Annotated in this window: 21 protein-coding genes; 9 read left to right on the top strand and 12 right to left on the bottom strand. The window is 62.3% G+C overall.

Going from position 1 to position 19,941, the window contains the following annotated elements:
* The first annotated feature begins 129 nt into the window (after positions 1-129).
* From CSE6_RS09120 to CSE6_RS09105, 4 genes are all read left to right on the top strand, one after another.
* Positions 130-639 carry a BON domain-containing protein gene (locus CSE6_RS09120; protein WP_034358484.1) on the top strand — a complete coding sequence of 170 codons (510 nt, stop codon included), beginning with the start codon at positions 130-132 and terminating at the stop codon, positions 637-639.
* Positions 640-724: 85 nt separating this feature from the next.
* Positions 725-1,948, top strand: a complete 1,224-nt coding sequence (locus CSE6_RS09115; RefSeq protein WP_034377668.1) for a PLP-dependent transferase — start codon at positions 725-727, stop codon at positions 1,946-1,948.
* A 222-nt stretch (positions 1,949-2,170) separates the two neighbouring features.
* Positions 2,171-2,968, top strand: coding sequence for a DUF2189 domain-containing protein (locus tag CSE6_RS09110; protein WP_059440371.1), 798 nt, complete (start codon positions 2,171-2,173; stop codon positions 2,966-2,968).
* Between the two features lie 20 nt (positions 2,969-2,988).
* A complete protein-coding gene (locus CSE6_RS09105) occupies positions 2,989-3,207 on the top strand; it encodes a hypothetical protein (RefSeq protein WP_059440370.1) in 219 nt (72 codons plus the stop codon).
* A gap of 17 nt (positions 3,208-3,224) precedes the next feature.
* Here the strand turns inward: CSE6_RS09105 and CSE6_RS09100 are convergent, their stop codons facing one another.
* A complete protein-coding gene (locus CSE6_RS09100; protein WP_059440369.1) occupies positions 3,225-3,956 on the bottom strand; it encodes an arylesterase in 732 nt (243 codons plus the stop codon).
* On the opposite strand from CSE6_RS09100, the gene CSE6_RS09095 reads away from it, so the two are divergent.
* The gene (locus CSE6_RS09095) at positions 3,955-4,635 is read left to right on the top strand and encodes an ABC transporter ATP-binding protein (RefSeq protein WP_003069470.1); all 681 of its coding nucleotides are present in this window, start codon (positions 3,955-3,957) and stop codon (positions 4,633-4,635) included. The two genes, CSE6_RS09100 and CSE6_RS09095, sit on opposite strands and share 2 nt — an antisense overlap.
* A gap of 100 nt (positions 4,636-4,735) precedes the next feature.
* Here the strand turns inward: CSE6_RS09095 and sstT are convergent, their stop codons facing one another.
* The gene (gene sstT / locus CSE6_RS09090; protein WP_059440368.1) at positions 4,736-5,968 is read right to left on the bottom strand and encodes a serine/threonine transporter SstT; all 1,233 of its coding nucleotides are present in this window, start codon (positions 5,966-5,968) and stop codon (positions 4,736-4,738) included.
* Positions 5,969-6,273: 305 nt separating this feature from the next.
* On the opposite strand from sstT, the gene rlmB reads away from it, so the two are divergent.
* Positions 6,274-7,044: a 23S rRNA (guanosine(2251)-2'-O)-methyltransferase RlmB gene (gene rlmB / locus CSE6_RS09085; protein WP_003069467.1), complete on the top strand. Its 771-nt coding sequence runs from the start codon at positions 6,274-6,276 to the stop codon at positions 7,042-7,044.
* A gap of 85 nt (positions 7,045-7,129) precedes the next feature.
* Here rlmB and CSE6_RS09080 read toward each other — a convergent pair whose 3' ends face one another.
* Positions 7,130-9,070, bottom strand: a complete 1,941-nt coding sequence (locus CSE6_RS09080; protein ID WP_059440367.1) for a hybrid sensor histidine kinase/response regulator — start codon at positions 9,068-9,070, stop codon at positions 7,130-7,132.
* Between the two features lie 91 nt (positions 9,071-9,161).
* On the opposite strand from CSE6_RS09080, the gene CSE6_RS09075 reads away from it, so the two are divergent.
* Positions 9,162-9,935, top strand: a complete 774-nt coding sequence (locus CSE6_RS09075) for an NAD-dependent deacylase (RefSeq protein ID WP_059440366.1) — start codon at positions 9,162-9,164, stop codon at positions 9,933-9,935.
* A gap of 89 nt (positions 9,936-10,024) precedes the next feature.
* Here CSE6_RS09075 and CSE6_RS09070 read toward each other — a convergent pair whose 3' ends face one another.
* The 7 genes from CSE6_RS09070 to CSE6_RS09040 form a co-directional block, all read right to left on the bottom strand.
* Positions 10,025-10,624 carry a chromate transporter gene (locus CSE6_RS09070; protein ID WP_059440365.1) on the bottom strand — a complete coding sequence of 200 codons (600 nt, stop codon included), beginning with the start codon at positions 10,622-10,624 and terminating at the stop codon, positions 10,025-10,027.
* Positions 10,621-11,208 carry a chromate transporter gene (locus CSE6_RS09065; protein ID WP_034377662.1) on the bottom strand — a complete coding sequence of 196 codons (588 nt, stop codon included), beginning with the start codon at positions 11,206-11,208 and terminating at the stop codon, positions 10,621-10,623. Before CSE6_RS09065 ends, CSE6_RS09070 begins: the two co-directional genes overlap by 4 nt.
* Before the next feature lie 157 nt (positions 11,209-11,365).
* Positions 11,366-12,013: a GntR family transcriptional regulator gene (locus tag CSE6_RS09060; RefSeq protein WP_034358464.1), complete on the bottom strand. Its 648-nt coding sequence runs from the start codon at positions 12,011-12,013 to the stop codon at positions 11,366-11,368.
* A gap of 142 nt (positions 12,014-12,155) precedes the next feature.
* Entirely contained in the window at positions 12,156-12,902 is a 747-nt protein-coding gene (locus CSE6_RS09055) for an aspartate/glutamate racemase family protein (RefSeq protein ID WP_034409890.1), read from the bottom strand.
* Positions 12,903-12,922: 20 nt separating this feature from the next.
* The gene (hydA, locus tag CSE6_RS09050) at positions 12,923-14,356 is read right to left on the bottom strand and encodes a dihydropyrimidinase (protein ID WP_059440364.1); all 1,434 of its coding nucleotides are present in this window, start codon (positions 14,354-14,356) and stop codon (positions 12,923-12,925) included.
* Between the two features lie 8 nt (positions 14,357-14,364).
* On the bottom strand, positions 14,365-15,591 hold the full coding sequence (locus CSE6_RS09045) for a serine hydrolase (protein WP_083994700.1): 1,227 nt from the start codon (positions 15,589-15,591) through the stop codon (positions 14,365-14,367).
* Between the two features lie 30 nt (positions 15,592-15,621).
* Positions 15,622-16,929: an MFS transporter gene (locus CSE6_RS09040; RefSeq protein ID WP_034409885.1), complete on the bottom strand. Its 1,308-nt coding sequence runs from the start codon at positions 16,927-16,929 to the stop codon at positions 15,622-15,624.
* A 280-nt stretch (positions 16,930-17,209) separates the two neighbouring features.
* Between CSE6_RS09040 and CSE6_RS09035 the strand changes: the two genes are divergently transcribed.
* Positions 17,210-17,941 (top strand): aspartate/glutamate racemase family protein, encoded by a 732-nt coding sequence (locus tag CSE6_RS09035; protein WP_059440362.1) that lies wholly within the window; start codon positions 17,210-17,212, stop codon positions 17,939-17,941.
* A 49-nt stretch (positions 17,942-17,990) separates the two neighbouring features.
* Positions 17,991-18,839 carry a fumarylacetoacetate hydrolase family protein gene (locus CSE6_RS09030; RefSeq protein WP_034377655.1) on the top strand — a complete coding sequence of 283 codons (849 nt, stop codon included), beginning with the start codon at positions 17,991-17,993 and terminating at the stop codon, positions 18,837-18,839.
* Between the two features lie 27 nt (positions 18,840-18,866).
* Here the strand turns inward: CSE6_RS09030 and CSE6_RS09025 are convergent, their stop codons facing one another.
* On the bottom strand, positions 18,867-19,454 hold the full coding sequence (locus CSE6_RS09025) for a GAF domain-containing protein (RefSeq protein WP_034377654.1): 588 nt from the start codon (positions 19,452-19,454) through the stop codon (positions 18,867-18,869).
* 87 nt (positions 19,455-19,541) lie between these two features.
* Positions 19,542-19,838: a helix-turn-helix transcriptional regulator gene (locus CSE6_RS09020; RefSeq protein ID WP_034358448.1), complete on the bottom strand. Its 297-nt coding sequence runs from the start codon at positions 19,836-19,838 to the stop codon at positions 19,542-19,544.
* Between the last annotated feature and the right edge of the window lie 103 nt (positions 19,839-19,941).

Genomic DNA, 19,941 nt, shown 5'->3' with positions numbered 1-19,941 from the left:
TTAATCAAATGTCACAAATTCGGACAAATTTGTCCTACAGGGATGCGGGAAAAGTTCGTATCCGAGCCAAAATGGTGGCTCGTTACAGTTGACCGTCATGTTTTTGCAAGCATTAAGGGAGAAATCGATATGACCACTATGTTCAAGCGTTCCGCTCAAGTTCTGGCCATTACCGCCTTGGCCTTTGGCTTGGCTGCCTGCGGCAAGTCCGACGACAACAAGACCGCTGGCCAGAAGCTCGATTCCGCCATTTCCCAGACCGAGAAGGCTGCGGAAAATGCTGGCAGCAAGATTGAAGAAGGTACGGCCAAGGCCGGCGATGCAGCTGCCGATGCATTGGCCAAGGCCGGTGAAGCTACCGGTGCCGCCATGGAAAAGGCTGGCAACAAGATGGAGGAAGGTGCTGCCAAGGCGGGTGCTGCCCTCGATGACGCTGGCATCACCGCTGCCGTCAAGACCGATTTCATCAAGGCCCCGGAAATCAGCGCTCTGCAGATCAATGTGGATACCAAGGGCGGCGTAGTGACCTTGACCGGCAACGTGCCCAGCGAAGCCGTCAAGACCCAGGCCGGCGATATCGCCAAGGCTGCCAAGGGCGTGACCTCGGTCAACAACAATCTGACCGTGAAGGCTGGCTGATACTCCTGGGCCGGCCACCTCGCATGAAGCCAGAGCGCGCAAGCCCTCTGGCTTTTTTGTGGCTGCATGGCACTAAGATCAGGGCATGACCCAAGCCGACCACAAGCTTTCCACCCATCTGATCCATCATCCCTACAAGCCTCCCACGGACTTCGAAGGCCCGCAGCTTGCCGTGCACAAGGCCTCGACCGTGTACTTCGAGAATGTGCAGGCCATGCGCGAGCGCCGCTGGCTGGACAAGAGCAGCTACACCTACGGTCTGCATGGCACGCCAACGACCTACGCCCTGGAAGAACGTCTGGCATCGCTGGAGGGCGGTCTGCAATGCCTGCTGGTACCCAGCGGTCTGGCCGCGATTGCCACGGTGTCGCTGGCGCTGCTCAGGACGGGCGACGAGGTGCTGGTGCCCGATAACGCATACGGTCCCAACAAGACGCTGACCGAGGGCGAGCTGGCCCATTTCGGCATTCGCCATCAGTACTACGACCCCATGTGCGTCGAAGACCTGGCGGCCAAGATTACTCCGGCCACCAAGCTGGTCTGGCTGGAGGCTCCTGGCTCGGTAACCATGGAGTTCCCCGATCTCGTCGAGCAGGTGCGCCTGTGCCGGGCCAGGGGCGTGACCATGGTGCTGGACAACACCTGGGGCGCGGGTCTGGCTTTCCGTCCCTTCGACCTGCTGGGCGATGGCAGCCTGGGCGTCGATGTCACGGTCCATGCCCTGACCAAATACCCCAGCGGCGGCGGTGATGTGCTGATGGGCAGCATCATCACGCGCAACCAGCCCCTGCATATGCGCATCAAGCTCGCGCACATGCGCCTGGGTCTGGGCGTGAGCGGCAACGACGCCGAAGCCGTGTTGCGCAGCCTGCCCAGCATCGGCCTGCGCTATCACGCACAGGATCGCTCGGCACGCCAGCTGGCGCAGTGGCTGGCCACCCAGAGTGCTGTGGCGCAGGTCTTGCACCCCGCGATGCCTGACGCGCCGGGCCATGCTTGCTGGAAGCAGCTGTGCGGACAAGGGCAGGGCCAGGATGGCGTGGCCGCCGGTCTGTTCAGCGTGGTCATCGACGAGCGCTTCGACCAGGCAGCCGTCGATCGCTTCTGTGACAGCCTGAGCCTGTTCAAGCTGGGCTACAGCTGGGGCGGGCCTGTGAGCTTGGTCGTGCCCTATGAGCTGCCCGAGATGCGCAGCCGTGCCACACCCCATATCAAGGCGGGCACCGTGGTGCGCTTTGCCATCGGCCTTGAGGATACGAGCGATCTGCAGGCCGACCTGGCCCAGGCTCTGCTCAAGGCCTTTGGTTGAAGCTATTTAAATAGGAGCTAGCAGCGCTTGTCGAGAAGCGATTTCAATGCTTTTATTGACTGAAGTCAACAAAAGCCGGGCGCTATAAGCTCTTGTTTTCATAGTGAAATGCGGAGGCCGGCATGCGGGCTTTCCGCAATGCAGATTCAAGGTTGAGCGGGTAACTTGTTCCTGTCAGCTGCCGCCACCGAGGCGCGGTACGGGCGACAAGGAGGGTCTCGCATGCAAGCTTCCCCTGTTTCCGAGGTCAAGGCCGAGTCCGGCAATCTGCAGATTCTGCAACTGCGCTGGAGCGAGCCCTGGCAATGGCTGCTGCTGGGCCTGGGCGATGTGCGTCGCGCACCAATGATTGCGTTGTTCTACGGCCTGTGCTTCTGGGGCATGGCACGTCTGATGGCCTGGGTGTTTCGCTCCAGCCCTGAATATCTGATGTCCATGGCCAGCGGCTGTCTGCTGATCGGCCCCTTCCTGGCCATGGGCCTGTACTACGTCAACCAGCAGCTGGAGCAGGGCAAGCCCGTGCTGCTGTCGCAGTCCTTGACCTGCTGGGACAAGCATCTGGCCAGCATGGGCATGCTGGTCATGGTGCTGATGGTGCTGGAGATGCTCTGGGGGCGCGCCGCCATGGTGGTGTTCGCCATCTCGTTTGACACCGGCATGCCCAGTACGGCAACCCTGCTGCAGACCCTGCTGCGGCCCGAGAACTGGGAGTTCCTGCTGGGCTACACCGCAGTTGGCGGGATATTTGCAGCCTTGGTGTTTGCCAGCATGGTGGTTTCACTGCCCGCCATTCTCGATCTGGATACCGATGCCTTGACGGCCTGCATCACCAGCATGCGCGTGGTGGGTGCCAACACGGGTGTGATGTTGCTGTGGGGGTTGATCATCACCATGTTGATCGCGGCCTCGCTGCTCTTCTACAGTGCAGGTCTGATCGTCGTCGGGCCGCTGCTGGGTTGTACCAGCTGGCATGCCTATAAAGCCAGCGTCCGCGCCGAAAGCAAGGGGGACCCTGCTTGAGGCGCAATGAGGGGGATGTCATGGAGTTCTGGAACTGGTTGAAAAAAGTCTTTACGCCCCAGCCAGGCTCTTCGGGCCACAGCACCGATTCGCCGCTGACCTGGACTTCGGCGAGCAGCCGCGAGGACGGCCGCGCCGTCTTCAACGACAGCTATTTTTGCGGCTCGGGCAGCAACGAGAGTGCCTGCAGCTCGGACGGCGGCGACTCTGGCGGTGATGGTGGAGGCAGCGGCGACTGAGGCCGTGCGGCCGTCGCTTATTTCAGCAATGGCCTGAGCTTGGGCCAGACATTGGCCAGCATCTGTGGCTGAGCCTGGGCATTGGGGTGAATGCGGTCGCTCTGAAACCATCGCTCGGCGTCTGCCGCATCGCCGATGCCCGACAGCAGAAACGGCACCAGCGGCAGCTTTTGCGCGTCGGCAATGCTCCTGAACATCTCGGCAAACTGCTCGGTATATGCCGCTCCATAGTTGGGCGGCACCTGCATGCCCACCAGCAGCACCTGGGTCCCGGCCTCCCTGGCGGCCTTGATCATGACTTCCAGATTCTGCTGCGTGCTCTGCAGCGCCAGGCCGCGCAAGGCATCGTTGCCGCCCAGCTCAAGAATCAGGATGCCCGGCTCATGCTGTCTGAGCAGCGACGCCAGGCGCGCTCTGCCGCCGGCCGTGGTCTCGCCGCTGATGCTGGCATTGACCACCTTGCGCGGATTCTTTTCGTCATTCATGCGCTGCTGCAGCAACTGCACCCAGCCCTTGCCGCGCGTCAGGCCGTATTCTGCGCTCAGAGAATCGCCAAGCACCAGCACCGGGCCGGGTTTCGCGCCGGGAGCGGCCTTGGCCGGCTCCTTGCTCCTGGCAGGCGATGAGGCCGCTGCCGCACCGCAAGCCCCTGAAATGGCGAGCGTCAGAGCAACAGCGATACAGTGACGGCGCTGCAGCGCAAAGTGCTGGCTGCGACTCTTGACGTTTTTGCTATCCAATTGATTCATGTCCACAACTCTTGCCATTCCTTTGATTGCCGTTGAGCAACTGTCCAAATCGGTGAGCGATTCCACAGGCGTGCTGGATATTTTGCGGGATATCAATCTGAGTTTCACGGCCGGCGAAACCGTTGCCATTGTGGGTGCCTCCGGCTCGGGTAAAAGCACTTTGCTGTCGATTCTGGCCGGCCTCGATACCCCCAGCCGCGGCACGGTCCGTTTGCTGGGCCAGGATCTGTTTGCACTTAGCGAGGACGACAGGGCGGCGGTGCGGGCACAGAAGATGGGCTTTGTCTTCCAGAGCTTTCAGTTGCTGGGCAATCTCACGGCGCTGGAAAACGTCATGCTGCCGCTGGAGCTGGCGGGTCAGCGCGATGCGAGAGCAAGAGCTTCGCAGATGCTGGAGCGCGTGGGCCTGGGCCAGCGTCTCAATCACTATCCCCGGCTGATGTCGGGCGGCGAGCAGCAGCGAGTGGCCCTGGCGCGTGCTTTTGTGGTGGAGCCGGCCGTGCTGCTGGCCGACGAGCCCACCGGCAGCCTGGACTTCGCCACGGGCCAGACCATCATGGAGCTGATGTTTGCGCTCAACCGCGAGCGCGGCACGACTCTGATTCTGGTTACGCATGACCGCGAGATTGCGGCGCAATGTGATCGAAGCATCACCATAGAAGCCGGGCGCTCTGTCTGAAAAACCAAAAGGCCTGTGTGATCACAGGCCTTTTTGGGGATCTGGCGCTTATCAAATAAGCGCTTGCAGTTATCAAATCAGTAGATTCTGAGCTCAAGCCTCAGATGCGCGCGACTTCCAGTCCGGCCCTGCGCTCTGCGGCGCGGCAGGCGGCTGCGGTAAACAGCACGTCGGTCGAGGAATTGAGGGCTGTCTCGGTCGAATCCTGAATCACGCCGATCACATAGCCGACACCCACCACCTGCATTGCCACATCGTTGGGAATGTTGAACAGGCTGCAGGCCAGTGGAATCAGCAGCAGAGAGCCACCGGGAACGCCCGAGGCACCGCAGGCGCAGACCGCAGAGACCACGCACAGCAATATGGCCGTGGGAATGTCCACCGAGATGTTGAGCGTATGGGCAGCGGCCAGTGTCAGCACGCTGATGGTGACGGCAGCGCCGGCCATATTGATGGTGGCGCCCAGCGGGATGGAGATGCTGTAGGTGTTCTCGTCGAGCCTGAGCTTCTGGGCCAGGGCCAGATTGACGGGAATATTGGCTCCCGAGCTGCGCGTGAAGAAGGCGGTCACTGCGCTTTCGCGCAGGCAGGTCAGCACCAGCGGGTAGGGGTTGCGGCGAGTCTGTGTCCAGACAATGACCGGGTTGATCACCAGTGCCACAAACACCATGCAGCCGACCAGCACGGCCAGCAGATGGGCGTAGTCCTTGAGTGCTTCCAGCCCGCCCGAGGAGAAGGTGGCGACCACCAGGCCGAAGATGCCGAAGGGGGCCAGGCGAATCACGCCCTGAATCACGCGGGTGATGGCATGGCCAAAGTCCTCCACCATGGTGCGGGTGGTGGGCGTGGCGTGGCGCAGTGCAATGCCCAGGGCGATGGCCCAGGCCAGAATACCGATGTAGTTGGCATTCAGCAAGGCATTGACGGGGTTGTCGAACAGGCTTTGGACGACGGTGCTCAGCACCTGGCTGATCTCGCCGGGCACGCTCTGGACTTTGGGCGCTTCACGAAAGTGAATCACCGAGGGAAAGAGCGCGCTGGCCGCCACGGCCACGCAGGCCGCCGCCAGCGTGCCGATGACGTACAGCCAGAGCACGGGCTTGATTTGCGTTTCCTGGCCGGGGCGGTGGCTGCTGATGGCCGCCATGACCAGCAGCAGCACCAGAACCGGAGCGACAGCCTTGAGCGCGGCAATGAACAAGCTGCCCAGCAGGGAAACCGACTGGGCGGCGGCCGGCCACAGCCAGGCCACCAGGCCGCCCAGAATCAGGGCAATCAGAATCTGCAGCACCAGGCTGGTGCGGTTGAACCAATCGAGCAAGGCGTTGAGCATGCTGGGTATTCGTTATGGGATTGGAGGGAGATACAAACACGTACGCCTCCTCATGCAGGACATGAAGAGGCGATATGCGTGAATGCAGGGGCAGCAGGCTCAAGCCTGTTGCCAGTCGTTCTGGGTGGCAGTGGAGCTTCATGTGAAGACTCGCACTCGGAAAAAGCCATGCTGGTGCTGCTTGATGAGCCGGTGCCTTGCCCGTTGGGGGCGCAGTGTAGCGGCAATGGAAAACCTCAGCTGTCAGCCCAGACATGGCCCTGCGAGTCTCAGGTCTGCCGTAAACGCCGGGATAATGTGGCCCCATGTCGTCCCCCAAAGTTCTTTTCGGCTTTCACGCCGTAGGCGTGCGTCTGAAGACCGCCCCCCAATCTATCATCGAAGTCTATTTCGAGGCTTCGCGCCGCGATGCGCGCATGCGCCAGTTTCTGGAACGTGCCAAGGAAGCCGGGGTGCGTCTGATCGAGGCCGATGCCCTGCGCCTTGCCAAGCTCGCCGGCTCTCACGGCCATCAGGGCGTGGCTGCACGCGTGGAAGAAGTCAAGGACACGCGCACGCTCGACGAGCTGCTCGACGATCTGGAGGAGGAGGGGGTGAAAGCCCCGCTGCTGCTGGTGCTCGACGGTGTGACCGATCCGCACAACCTGGGAGCCTGCCTGCGTGTAGCCGATGGTGCCGGCGTGCATGCCGTGATCGCTCCCAAGGACCACGCGGCCGGCATCAACGCCACCGTGGCCAAGGTGGCCAGCGGAGCGGCCGAGACCGTGCCTTACTTCATGGTCACCAATCTGGCGCGCACGCTCAAGGAGCTCAAGGAGCGCGGCATCTGGATCATCGGTACCAGCGGCGATGCCGACAAACATCTCTATCAGATGGATCTGACCGGCCCGACAGCGCTGGTGCTCGGGGCCGAGGGCGATGGCATGCGCCAGCTTACCCGCAAGACCTGCGATGCGCTGGTCAGCATCCCCATGCAGGGCGCGGTGGAAAGCCTGAATGTGTCGGTCGCCAGCGGGGTATGCCTGTATGAGGCGTTGCGCCAGCGTCTGGCAGCGGCCGTGGCGATCAAGGCCTGAGCCGGCAGGTTCTGCCGCTGAAAGCGAAAGCAAGGCGCGACTGCGAGAGCAGTGGCGCCTTTTTTTGCGGGCGGCCGAACCGTTCTCAGACGGCGGGCAGATCGGCTGGCGTCGTGCAGTCCGGATGCAGCATGCGCTGTACGGTGCGTGCCAGCTCGCCAATCTCCATCGGCTTGCTCAGCACCACGTAGCGGCATTCCTGGGCATGTGGCACTTCGGCCTCTTCGCTGCTGGTCATGAGGATGAGCGGAATGAGAACATGCTCCCGGGCCAGCTTTTCCTGCATTTTTGCGATGCTCAAGGCACCGGAAAACTCATCTGCGGCAATGATGAGATCCACCTTCATGCCGCTGTTGATGTAGCGCAGCGCGACTTCGGGTAAATATGCGGTCACGACCTGATAGCCAAGTCCGTAGAGCACCTGGGCCATGGCATTGCGCGTGGCCAGATCGGGCTCGATGAGCAAAATCGTTTCCTGCCGGCCCGCTGGGGCCGAGGCTTGCGGGCTCTGCGGCACGACCGGTTGCGCGCGCGGAAAGTACAGGCTCACGATGGTGCCCAGGCCTGGGGTGCTTTCCACTTCGATCAGGCCCTGGACATGGTCCATGAAGTTCTTGACCATGGGCAGGCCCAGGCCCGCGCCCTTGCCTTCTGGCTTGGTGGTGAAGAACATGTCGAAGATGCGGGCCTTGATCTCTTCACTCATGCCCATGCCGTTGTCGGCCACGCTGATCATTACGTAGTCGCCCGCATGGCTGGCGCGCTTGAGCAGCACGTTCTCTGCTGTCAGCGTGATCTGGCCCTGCTCTTCGGTAGCATCACGCGCGTTGATGCAGAGATTGATCAGCGAGTTCTCGAAATACAGCTTGTCCACGCTGATGGGCCAGATGCTGCTCGCCATGTGCAGCTGCAGTTCAGCGTTCTGGCCGACGGCCTTGCTCAGCAGCGGCTCCAGATCCTGCACCAGTGCGCGGGGGTCGGCGGCAGCCAGCTGCATGGATTTGCGACTGCTGAACCCCGTCAGATGCGATGCCAGGCTGCCTGCTTTCTGGATGGTGTTGAGTATCACATCCACATGTTCGAGCTGCTCGGGCTCGCCCAGCTGCTTTTCCAGCATGCCGGCATGCAGGCCGGTGATGAAAAGCAGGTTCTTCATGTCATGCGCGACACCGGCAGACAACTGGTTCACCATGCCCATTTTCTGGGCTTGGGCGAGGTAGGTTTCGGCCTGATCCAGCGCCTGCTGCTTGAGTCTCAGCTGGTGGCTCAGCGTGGTGATCTGGTCGCGCAGCTGATTCTCGGATTGCCGGACGCTGTCTATGCCCAGGTTGGCGCCGACCCAGTAGAGAATCCTGCCCTGCGCATTCTTGACGGGAGACAGCGATGAAAAAAACCAGTGGAACTGTCCGTCATGGCGCTTGATGCGCAGCCGGTATCCCGTCGGCTTTTCGGTGATCAGGGCGCGCGACAGCCCGGTGTTGACGGTCGCCAGATCGTCGGGATGCACGATATCAATCCATATGCCTTCGCGCAGACTCAGGAGGCGTACTTCCCGGTAGGCGTATTCATGCAGGGCCCGGTTGAGCCAGGTCACCTCTCCATGGGGTGTTGCAATCCAGACCTGGTAGGGCAGGTGGTCCAGAAAGTCCTCAAAGCGGTTGACATGCCCCAGCCCGAGTTCGTCATCGGGTTCACGAAACGAGGTTTCGGTCGGCAATACATAGCATTGCACCGCTTCTGCCGCGCCATTGCCTTGAATCGGCGAAAAATGCCAGAGCCCGGGGTGATCGGGCAAGTTTGCAGTCGCTTCCAGGCCTGTCTCCATGCACTGCCTGATAGCCTGCCTGGCTGTTTCCAGAATCTCGCGCTCGGGAATGCCGGGTGCCTGGCGACTGGGCTGCAGAAGGCGCTGCAATGCAGGATTGGCAAAGCGCAGTTCCAATGTCTGGACATCAACAAGACCCCATGCCAGTGCTGCAGGCGTCATGGCTTGCTGAAGTGCGAACAATTGGCCCGATTCGTTCATATGCTGGTGTGGTGCAATATCAGGCAAAGAAGAAGCTCCGCAGAGAAATTCAAGTATTCCACGTTGCAACTCGATTTTTGAGGTTATAGCCTTGGTTCAAGCACTTATTGACAATTCTTCGACGTCCTTGGGTGCGATTGCCTGCGTACGTCGCTGGCTGGGCGAGGCTCAGCGACTGGCCGTGCTGACCGGGGCCGGTGTCAGCGCCGAGTCGGGAGTGCCCACTTTCAGGGAGGATGCAGACGGGTATTGGTCCCAGTTCAAGCCCGAGGAAATGGCCAGCGAGGCGGGGTACCGCCGCGATCCGGCTCATGTCTGGCGCTGGTACGAGCACCGACGTGCGCTGGTTGCCAAGGTGACTCCCAATGAGGGGCACCTGGCGCTGGCGCGTTGGGCGCGACAGCATCCCGGTCGAATGACACTCATCACGCAGAATGTGGATGGCCTGCACCAGCAGGCGGGCAGTGAAGATGTGCTGAGCCTGCATGGGGAGCTGAGCAGGAATCGCTGGCTGAATCGCCGTTGTACGTTATGTGACCTGGAGCAGGCTGTCCCGGGCGAGCCGCCTCATTGCGCCGCCTGCGGCAATTTGCTGCGGCCTGCCGTCGTGTGGTTTGGCGAGTCTCTGCCCAGCCAGACCTGGGCCAGGGCGGAGCAGGCGGCAGAGCAATGTCAGCTGATGCTGGTGATCGGCACGTCGGGCGCAGTCTACCCGGCAGCAGGTCTGGCCAAGATCGCACGGCGCAACCGGGCGCGCGTGGTCATCATCAACCCCCATGCCAGCGAGCTGGACTCGGTGGCCGACCAGATGATCGCCATGCCATCGGCACAGGTGTTGCCCTTGCTGTTGGCTAGTCCCGAGTAGGCTGGCATTGGATTGCTGGCGGCTGTCTCAATGAGGAGACTGCTTTGGCGGTTGACGCCGATCTTCTGGCCTAGGGGGCGGTACTGCGTTTACACCCAGCCCAGCGCACCCAGCGCCGCGCCGGCAGCCAGCAGCCACAGCAGATGAATGCGTGTGCGCCATACCAGCAATGTGCATGCAAGGCTCAGCAGCCATAGCTTCCAGTCCCTGCCAGGGTTGCCGCTGGCGCTGCCCAGCAGCCAGCCAGTGGCGAGCAGCAGACCAATCACCAGCGGAGCCATGCCTTGCTTGAAGGCGCGCACGCCGCGTTTGTCCCGATTGCGCTGACCCCAGCGCGAGGCCTGCCAGGTCAGCAGCGAGCTGGGCAGCAAAATGCCCACCATGCACACCGCAACACCCAGTGCTCCCAGTCCCCAGGCCGCCGGGCCGGCGCCGCCTCCCGCATTCAGACCCACGTTCCAGCCCAGCAGGGCGATGAACAACACATTGGGGCCGGGAGCGGCCTGGGCAATGGCGATGGAACTGGTGAACTGGGTTTCCGACAGCCAGCGATTGCCGTCGACCAGATAGCGGTGCATATCGGGCGCAGCGGTGATGGCTCCACCCACGGCCATCAGCGACAGCGTCAGGAAATAGGCAAAAAGATGCAGCCAGTCCACGGTCTGCAGCTCGATCACCAGCGTGCTCATGCCAGCCTCCGGTAGGTCAGCACGCAGCCTGTTGCGCCCACCAGCAGCAAGGCCCAGAACAGCGGCAGGCGCAGCACGGCCACCAGCACAAAGGCGGCGATGGCCAGCCCTGCGCAATACCACTTGCCCAGCGGGTGCTTGCGCAGCGTGCCAGCCAGCTTCAGACCCATGCCCGCGACCAGCCCTGCCGCCACGGCGCCCATGCCGCGCAGGGCTCCGGCCACGGCCGGGTTGGCCGCGAACTGGGTATAGATCAGGGTGAGGCTGATGACCACCAGCATGGGGAAAGCCAACATTCCGCACAACCCCACGATGGCGCCGCGCCAGCCGAAGTAGCGTTCGCCCAGCATGATGGAAAGATTCACCACATTGGGGCCGGGCATGATCTGCGCCACGGCCCAGTCCTCCATGAACTCCTCATTGCTCAGCCATTGGCGCTTTTCGACCAGTTCGCGCTGCACCACGGCAAGCACACCGCCAAAGCCCTGCAATGCCAGAAAGGTCAGTGACCAGAACAGTTCACGCAGGTGGCGCGGGCGTGGCCGCTCGGCTTGCGGCAAGGAATGTGGGGCGGGTGCGCTCATTGAAACGGCCTCAAGGCCTCTGGAGAAAGTGATGGCGATCAGCCGTGGATGCTAATGCGGACGCCCCTGCCCGGATAGCTGTCAGCCATCTCCAGTCGAGAAGGGCGTATCGATCACTTCGATGGCTCCCGTCGCCGGATCGCGACGCCGACTGTGATCAGAGGTCGCCCAGTATCTGCTCCAGATCAGCGTCGTCGGCATCGGCCTCCAGGCGCAGGCTGCCCTGTATGTGGTCCAGGTGGCTGAGCATCAGCTGCTCTGCCAGCTCGCCATTGCCCGCGACGATGGCATCGACCACGGCCTCGTGCTCGTCCACCAGACAGCAGGTGTTGACAGCCGATTCATACAGCGAGATCGTCAGGCAGGTCAACGTGGATAGCTCACGCATGCTGCGCAGCAGCGCGGAGTTGCCGGCCAGTTCGGCAAGCAGAACATGAAACTCGCCGGACAGGCGAACCGTGGCTCGCTTGTCGGAATTGGCACGTGCTTCGCGCTCCTGCTTCAAATGGGTCTGCAGGCGTCGGATCTTGCTGTTGTCCATGTTCAGCACGAGGCGCCGCACAATGCCTGGCTCTATCAGCCTGCGTGCTTCGAAGACGTCCAGCGCCTGCTCGATGCTGGGCTTGGCGACAAAGGCTCCGCGCTGCGGAAACAGCTCCACCATCTGGTCGCGGGCCATGCGGGCAAGGACCTCGCGCACGCGAGCCCGGCTGGTGTTGAAGATATTGGCCAGCCTGTCTTCGCCGAGCTTGGTTCCCGGCAGCAGGCGGTGCTCATGGATGGCTGTGGCAATGCGGGCTGCCATTTCATCCACGGTAATTTCAGATCGAGATGTGTTGCTTCGATTGTTCACTTTTGTAGTGTTTTTTGTCGACATGCGGGTGAATTCTAGTGTCACACAGCATGTCGGCTTCGAACGTCCCGATTGAGGTTATCCCGCAGAGTGTTCAGGGCAGCTGCTTCAATAGCTGGGTGAGCCCCGGGGGGAGGTTCTTGAAGTCCTTGCGTGGTGGTTTGGCAAAGCTGCCGGCGCGTGCTGCAGCGGGAGCCAGCGAGACCAGGCTCTGCGCATGGTTGACGGCGCTGGAGACGCCATCGACGGCTGGCACCGGCAAACTCTGCTTGATGGAGCGTGCCAGGCCCGCCAGCGGGGCGCCGGCAATGATCAGTACATCGGCGCCATCTTCGCTGACCGCTGCTTCGCACAAGGCCTGCAGGCGTGCTGCATGGTCATCCTGCACACTTCCGATATCTCGCAGAGGCTCGTCCAGGCAGCGAATGCTGGCCAGTCGGTCTATGAGTCCGTTGCGCTCGACCATATCTCGGTACCAGGCGGTAATGCGCCTGGAGATGGCGATGATGGAAAAGCGTTTGCCCAGCATGCAGGCGCTCATGAGCGCGGACTCGGTCATGCCCAGTACGGGGATGTCCAGGGCCTCGCGCAGGCCTTCGAGGCCCGGATCGCCAAAGGCCGCCACGATGACGGCGTCATGCTGTGCGGCATGGGTTGCGGCCAGCTCGGCCACGGCGTAGGCGGCAATCATGGCCTCGAAGCGTGTCTCGATATAGGCCACCCCCATGGGGGCTGTCAGCATGGTGATTTCCGTGCCTGGCGCGGCGGCCAGCCTGGCCTCTTTCTCGATGAGCGCGGTGACGCTCTCGGAGATATTGGGGTTGATGATGAGCAGTTTCATGGTGTGTTCTTGCTGAAGTTTCAGAAGCGGGCCTGGTGGCGCTTGGGCAGCAGTGTGGGCGCGCCGCGCTGCAGGAAGCGGCCGCTGCCGGCGCGGGCGTGGAATTGCTCGCCGTCCCAGACTACCTGTCCCGCAGACAGGGTGAGGCAGGGCCAGGCCTTGAGCTGCTGGCCTTCATAAGGCGTGTAGTCCACGTTGTGGTGCAGATCGCGGTTGCTGATGGCGCGTTCGCCTTCCTGCCAGACCACGAGGTCGGCATCGGCGCCGATGGCAATGCTGCCCTTGCGCGGGTGCAGGCCGTAGACCTTGGCCGGGTTGGTGGAGGTCAGCTCCACGAAGCGGTTGAGTGTCATGCGGCCCGTCAGCACACCATGCGTGTAGAGCAGCGACAGGCGGGTCTCGATGCCAGGAATACCGTTGGGAATGTGACCAAAGGACACCTCCTCGCCATTGGGCTTCTTGCCTTCGGGTGAATCGTAGTTGAACGGCGCATGGTCCGAGGAGAACACGGTGAACAGGCCGTCGTTCAGCCCGTTCCAGATCACTTCCTGGTTGGCCTGATCGCGCGGCGGTGGGCTGCACACGCACTTGGCGCCCTGGTAACTGTCGTCTATGCCCAGATCCTCGGCGCTGAGGAACAGGTATTGCGGGCAGGTTTCGGCCATGATGTTCATGCCGTGGGAGCGGGCCCAGCGGATCTGCTCCACGGCTTCGCGGCCCGACACGTGGACGATGAGAATGGGCACGTCGGCCAACTCGGACAGGGCAATGGCGCGGTGGGTGGCTTCGCGCTCCACCAGCATGGGGCGCGAGACTGCGTGATAGCGAGGGGCCTTGCGGCCGCTGGCTTCCAGGCGCTTGGTCAGCCACTGGATGCAGTCGGCATTCTCGGCATGGATCATGGCGGTGGCGTCGTACTTGCGCGCCACGTCCAGCACGTCGAGGATCTGGCCGTCATCGAGCTTCAGATCGTCATAGGTCATGTAGATCTTGAAGGATGTATAGCCTTCGCGGATCAGCGCGGGCAGTTCGTTTTCCAGTACTTCGGGCGTGGGGTCGCTGACGATCATGTGGAAACCGTAGTCCACGTGGGCCTTGCCGTCGGCGCGGCGGTGGTAGTCCTCCACGGCCGCGCGTAGCGACTGGCCCTTGGCCTGGGCCGCGAACGGAATCACGGTGGTGGTGCCGCCGCAGGCCGCGGCGCGCGTGCCGCTGTCGAAGTTGTCGGCCATGCGCACCGGCGGTTCCATGGGTTGGTCCAGGTGGCAGTGGGCGTCGATGCCGCCGGGCGTGACCACGCGGCCGGCAGCGTCATATTCGCGGGTGCCGGCGGGCAGGTTGGTGCCCAGCTGGACAATCTTGCCGTCGCGGATGGCTATATCGGATTCAAAGATGTCGCTGGCGGTGGCAACGCGCGCATTGCGCACTACGAGATCAAATTCGCTGGATTTCATGCTGAATATCAGAGTTTCGGGGTGTCGGTAGGGTCTGCCGGTGCTCCGGACTTGCCCTGGTGTTGTGATGCGAGTTCGAGTTCGCGCGCCAACGCCTTGTGGCGGGCGGGCGTGGGTTTGGCATGGGCCTGGTTGCTCAGCGCGGGCAGCACGTAGTCATTGACCATGCGGCGGATGGCCAGCACGTTCCGGGATTCGCGCAGGCCGCCTTCGATGGGCAGCATGCTGGTCATGACCACCACGGCATTGCGCTCGGGCAATACCACAATGAACTGGCCCTTGAAGCCCATGGCGTGGGTTTCGGGCTCGGTGGCGACGATGTCGTTGATCCACCAGTAATAGCCATACCATGGCGCCGAGGCGGGCGCGGTCATGGTGCGGACCCAGGCCTGGGAGACGATCTGCTTGCCGTCCCAGCGGCCGCCGGTCAGCACCAGCTGGCCTAGCTTGGCCATGTCCACGGCGCGCAGGCGCAGCCCCCAGCCGGAGGAGACCAGGCCTTTGTCGTCAGCCCGCTCCCAGGCGTAATGGCTCATGCCCATGGGCTTGAAGAGTCTCTCCTTCGCAAAGTCCTGCAGTGGCATACCGGCGTCGGCTCCCAGCGTGGCGCTGGCCAGGATGGGGTTGACGTCGGTGTAGTCGAAGCTCGTGCCGGGTGTTACCTTGGGCGTAGTTTCGGCCGCCAGCTTGAGACGATCGGGGGCGCCGTAGTAGATGGGGTCGTCGGTGGGCTTGAAGTTATAGACCAGGCCCGTGGACATGGACAGCACATGCCGCAGTTCGATGGATTGCTTGTCGGAGAAGGCGTCCTGGAGGTCGGGGCGGGCCTTGGCCAGGATGGGCGCCACTTTCTCGTCGAGCTTGCTGCGGCCCTCGTCCACCAGAACGCCGGCGGCCAGGGCCGTCACGTTCTTGGTGATGGAGTACAGCTCGTAGTTGTGGTTGCGCGTCAGGCCCTGGCTGTAGCGCTCATAGATCAGCTTGCCGTCCTTGACGACGAGAAAGCTGCGCACGTCGAGGTTTTCCTTGCGGATCATCTCGGACAACTGCACCAGAGGGCGCGAATCCACGCCTACGGACTCGGGGGCGGCAGCAGGGAAATCGGGACTCGCCTGGACGGCGACAGAGTTGCGGCTGGCTGGCGTGGCGGCATATGCGCTCAGGGTTGAGGCGATGGCCGTGGCGCAGGTCAGGGCCAAGGCTCGGCGTGTGGGCAAGGGCATGGGGTTCTCCATCAAAGTGTCCAGGCGAGGCGGGGGCGGTACTTAGACCGGGATCTTCTTGCTGTAGTCGATCACGATCGACGAGCAGACGAAGAGGCCTGCGCCCGCGGCAGCGAAGAGCATCATGGCCATGTCGTAGGAGCCGGTGGCCTGCACGATCACGCCCACCAGAATGGGTACGCCGATGCCGGCGAAGTTGCCGCCCAGGTTCATGACGCCACCCAGGAAGCCGACGCGCTTGCGGGTGCCCAGAATGGAAGGAACGCACCAGAACAGACCGCACCAGCGCAGGAAGAACAGCGTTACCGACAGCAGGATCACGATGGTCACGGGGTCCTTGAAGCGGGCCACGTTGTAGATGGCGATGGTGGCGATGATCGAGGCGATACCGAACAGCGTGCGCAGCACCTTGGCTTGCGAAGCGCCCGCAGCCTTCCACTTGTCGGCAATCCAGCCGCCGACCATCTCACCGACGAAGCCGGAGAAGAACATGATGAACACGGCGCCGCCCATCTGCTTGATGTCCATGCCATGCACCTTGGACAGGTAGGTGGGCATCCAGGTCAGCAGGCCGTAGAACAACGCGTTGAAGCACATCCAGCCGAAGAACATGCCCCATACCGAGCGGTACTTGAAGAAGTCCATCACCTTGCCGCTGGCATGGGCGGGCTCGGCGGCGAGGTCGGCGGCATGTGCTTCCTCGATGAAGGCAGCTTCGGCTTCATTGACGCCTGCGTGCTCACGGGGATGGTTGCGGATATACCACCAGGCAAAGACACCCGCGATCATGGTGCCAACGCCCGCGACGACGAAGGACACGCGCCAGGAGTCGAAGTGGGTCAGCAGGCCGGCGATGATCAGCGCACCCAAGGCGGCACCAAGAGGTGCGCCACCGTCCAGCAGTGTGGCGCCGCGGCCGCGTTCGTTCTGGGTCATCCAGATGCCGTTGAGCTTGCCGCCTGCGGGGTAGATGGGGGCCTCGGAGGCGCCCAGACCCAGACGGGTGATCAGCAGCGACACCCAGCCGGTGCAAGCTGCGGCGATGGCCTGGAAGAAGCCCCAACCCAGGGTGGAGCAGACGATGACCACGCGTGGGCCGAAACGGTCGGCCAGCATGCCGCCGGGAATCTGCATGAAGGCATAGGTCCAGAAGAAGGAGCTCATCAGCAGGCCCTGAACGGCAGGGCTGAGATCGAACTCCTTGGCGATCATGGGCATGGCCACGGACAGCGATGCGCGGTCAATGTAATTGACCGCGATCAGGAAAAGCATCATCAGGAAGATCTTCCAGCGCACCTTGGTCGGCGCTGCCGCCGCCTGTGGCGCGGCAAGTGTGGTTGGGTTTTGCATCTCGGGTCTCGCTCCATCGGTTGGTTGGTTGTTCGATGTGAGGTCGAAATCTAAATGTCGACAATATTGTCAACAATATCGTAAACACCTATTTGGGAATTTTTCTCTGAAATATGCTGTGAGGCGAAAGGCGGTGACGAAGTGAAGACTTTCTTGATAGATAACTTTGAGTGATTGAACTTTGATTTATTGTCAACAATATTGTTGACGTTTATTCGAGTGAGGTGAACAATGCCGGCCAACCGGTTTGCCGGTTGGCCATACAACGGAGACAAACAAGATGACTGCAACTACGACATGCCTGGGCGTGCTCACGCCTTCTTCCAACACCGCGCTGGAGCCTCTGACCAGCGCGCTGGCTGCCAGTGCCGGCAACTGCTCGGCCCATTTTTCGCGCTTCACGGTGACTGAGATTTCGCTGGCCGAGGGGGCACTGAATCAGTTTGATGACAGCAAGATCCTGGCCGCCGCCGAGCTGCTGGCCGATGCCAAGGTGGATGTGATCGGCTGGAGCGGCACGGCCGCAGGATGGCGCGGCTTTGAGACCGACATGCGGCTGTGCGAGCGTATTACCGAGCGCACTGGCATCAAGGCCACGACGGCCATCCTGGCACTCAATCAGCTGATGGAAAAGCTCTCCGTGAAGAAGCTGGCCATCGTCAGCCCGTACACGGCGGACGTGCAGCAATGCATCATCAACAACTACCGCGCCGCAGGCGTCGAGACCACGGCAGAGCGCCATCTGGACATCTCGGTCAACCACAGCTTTGCGCTGGTGGAGCCTGAGCAACTGCTGCAACTCATCGGCAACGTGATCGAAGAAGGCAAACCTGGCGCCGTCGTGACTTACTGCACCAATTTGCGCGCTGCGCACCTGGCCGAAGAGGTGGAGCGCCGTTGGGGAGTGCCGCTGCTCGATACCGTGAGTACCACGGTCTGGGGCATGCTGCGCGCGGCCGGGCGTGATCCTTCCGCCGTCAAGGGCTGGGGCCGCCTGTTCGATATTGCATGATGAAGGCCTTAGAGGGCGACACTGACCGATTCATAAGGAGACAACCATCGTGAAACTGCTTCGCTATGGCAGCGCGGGTGCGGAGCGCCCGGGCGTGCTGGACGCCGACGGCGTGCTGCGTGATGCATCGGCCCTGGTGCCCGATTGGGGCCCGGGCCAGCTAGGTCCCGATGCGCTGGAGCGCATACGGCATACGGACTGGAGCCGTTTGCCCAAGGTTGACGGAAGGCCACGCCTGGGCTGCCCCGTGGCACAGGTGGGCAAGCTGGTCTGTGCGGGCCTCAACTATGCTGACCACGCGGCCGAGGCCGGACTGCCAGCGCCGGGCGAACCCGTGCTGTTCATGAAGGCCGTGACGGCGATCTGCGGTCCTGGCGATGCGGTGCAGATTCCGCAGGGCGCGGACAAGGTCGACTGGGAGGTGGAGCTGGGCGTTGTCATCGGCAGCCGCGCGCGGCGCGTGACCGAGGCGCAGGCTCTGTCCCATGTGGCCGGCTATCTGTTGGCCAACGATGTGTCCGAGCGCGGCTGGCAATTGGAGCGTGGCGGCACCTGGACCAAAGGCAAGAGCCATGACACGTTTGCGCCGCTGGGCCCCTGGCTGGTGACGGCCGACGAAATTACCGATCCGCATCGCGTGGGCCTGTGGCTGGAAGTGAACGGCCAGCGCATGCAAAGCAGCAATACCAGCAATTTCATCTTTGGCGTGCCCGAGATCATCAGCTATATCAGCCAGTTCATGACGCTGGAGGCCGGCGATGTGATTCTCACCGGAACGCCTGCGGGCGTGGGTCTGGGACAAAAGCCGGAGCCCGTCTTTCTCAGGCCCGGCGATGTGGTGCGGCTGGGTGCCGATGGGCTGGGCGAGCAGCGCCAGGTCTGCGTGGCGGTGAACTGACGCAGCTTTTTCCCGGAGAGCTGGTTTTCAGAGCTTTCCGGGAGAAGCCGGGCCGCAAGGCGTGCGATTTTCTTCGGCCGGCTGGAGCTGCCGGGCCTGCTTGATATCGATTCGCCTGGCCGTGATCCTGGCCACGCATTCGAGTTTTTGCAGGTCCTTGGCCGTCAGGCTTTCATCGGCCGCCTGGCTGAAGCAGCACAGCGTGCCGTAGACCTTGCCGCTGGCCAGCACGATGGGCGTGCTCAGATGGGCGCCCACGCGAAAAGGAGTTGCAGGCAGCTTGGCAAAGGCAGGGTGGCTGGTCGCATCCTGGACCAGGCCGGGCAGTATGCCGTCGAGCACGCACTGGCAAAACGACTCTTCCAGGGGACCGCCGCCGCCAGTGGCAATCAATTCCTTGCCGGGGGCGGTATCGACATGCTGGAACATGCGCTGGCCGTTGCGGATCTCGGAGACAAAAATCACCTCCATATTGAGGTGCTGGCGCAGCTCCTGCAGGACCAGGCGCACGCTTTCATCGACCAGTTCGTCGCTTCGATCTGCCGTGGCTAGCAACAATTCGCTGACCTGTACCTCCAGTGCCTCTGGTGCGTAATCCCAGTTGTGAATCGTCATCTCTCAAACCTCTGAATGTCGCGCAAAAAAACCTCGGGCCATTGTTGCCGAGCAAATAGGGTTCTCAAGTTAACAATACGTAAGACTTCATTGCGAATCCTGGCCGGTCACCGGACTGGCGATGCGGTCGGTTGCAGCCGTCTGGCCGGTCTGAGGCTGAATCAGTGCCAGCACCTGGGCGTGCAGCTCGGCCGGCACGGCAATCAGCTCCATATTCAGCACACGGGCCATTTCCTGCAGAGTGGAAAAGCGCGGGTCTACGTCGCCGGTTTCAGTGCGTTGTACGGCCATGCGTGACAGGCCGGCACGTTCGGCCAGATCGGCCTGGGTGATGCGGGCGGCCTTGCGGGCCTGGGCCAGAGTCGTGATGAGTTCGGAAATCATGCGTATCAATATACTCTTTGTAGCGCAGTACAAAAGCATGGCGCCTGCTGGAGGGTGTTTCCCCGGGCAGGCGGGCCACCGCAGGCTGCCATGCCGCTGCCAT

Source organism: Comamonas sp. E6 (assembly GCF_001010305.1).
In the GTDB taxonomy this organism is placed as follows: domain Bacteria; phylum Pseudomonadota; class Gammaproteobacteria; order Burkholderiales; family Burkholderiaceae_C; genus Comamonas; species Comamonas thiooxydans.
The sequence above is the reverse complement of the archived record's forward strand: the minus strand, read 5'-3'. Positions and strand labels throughout refer to the sequence as shown.